This window comes from Vibrio sp. 1731 (genome assembly GCF_033339955.1).
Taxonomy (GTDB): domain Bacteria; phylum Pseudomonadota; class Gammaproteobacteria; order Enterobacterales; family Vibrionaceae; genus Vibrio; species Vibrio alginolyticus.
In genome coordinates, this window is record NZ_JAWOVO010000160.1 from 1 (window position 1) to 1074 (window position 1074).

2 protein-coding genes are annotated in these 1074 nt (G+C 46.0%); both read left to right on the forward strand.

The genetic code is table 11. The features are described from left to right. Nucleotides 1-599, forward strand: a 599-nt coding sequence (gene hisB / locus R7035_RS25915; RefSeq protein ID WP_318146408.1) for an imidazoleglycerol-phosphate dehydratase HisB, incomplete at its 5' end; no start/stop codon positions are given. Between the two features lie 26 nt (nucleotides 600-625). Continuing rightward, nucleotides 626-1074, forward strand: a 449-nt coding sequence (hisH, locus tag R7035_RS25920; RefSeq protein WP_318146409.1) for an imidazole glycerol phosphate synthase subunit HisH, incomplete at its 3' end; no start/stop codon positions are given.

Sequence of the window (1074 nt, forward strand, 5' to 3'; positions counted from 1 at the left end):
AGATATTGAAAGATCTAACGGTAAAAGCACGAGTTGCTGAAGTGATTCGTACTACTAAAGAAACCGACATTAAAGTTGCCGTTAATCTGGATGAGCAAGGCGGCAATGATATCTCAACAGGTCTTGGTTTCTTTGACCACATGCTGGATCAAATTGCCACTCACGGTGGTTTCCAAATGGTGTGCAAAGTCGACGGTGATTTACACATTGATGATCACCACACGATTGAAGATACCGCATTAGCCCTTGGTCAGGCATTAAAAGAGGCGTTGGGCGATAAGCGCGGCATTGGTCGCTTTGGTTTCAGCCTGCCGATGGATGAGTGCTTGGCGCAATGTGCGTTGGATTTGTCTGGTCGTCCTTACCTGAAATTTGACGCGAAATTTAGCCGTGATCAAGTTGGAGACTTGTCGACAGAGATGGTGGTTCACTTCTTCCGTTCTTTAACTGACACACTAGCGTGTACGCTACACCTTTCTTCTGCTGGCGATAATGATCACCACATCATTGAGAGCCTATTCAAAGCGTTTGGTCGAACGTTACGCCAAGCAATCAAGGTGGAAGGCACGGAGCTGCCAAGCAGCAAAGGCGTCCTTTAAGGCTCACGTGAGCAAGGAGAAAAACAGTGACAGAACAAAAAGTTGTCATTATCGATACGGGCTGTGCCAATGTTTCTTCGGTGAAGTTTGCCATTGAACGCTTAGGTTATGACGTAACGATTTCAAAAGATCCTCAAGTGGTGCTGTCAGCAGACAAGTTGTTCCTACCTGGTGTGGGTACAGCAAGCGAAGCGATGAAAAACCTTGAAGAGCGTGATCTTATCAATCTCGTTAAGCAAGTTGAAAAGCCATTGCTTGGTATCTGTTTAGGTATGCAGTTATTGGGTAAGTTTTCTCAAGAGAAAGGGCAGAAAGCCGACGAGTTAGTTGAGTGTCTTGGACTTTGCGATGGCGAAGTGAAGTTGCTACAGACTGGTGACTTACCGCTGCCGCATATGGGGTGGAATACCGTTTCCGCAAAAGCAGGCAATCCGTTGTTCAAAGACATTGAAGAGGGTGAGTACTTCTATTTTGT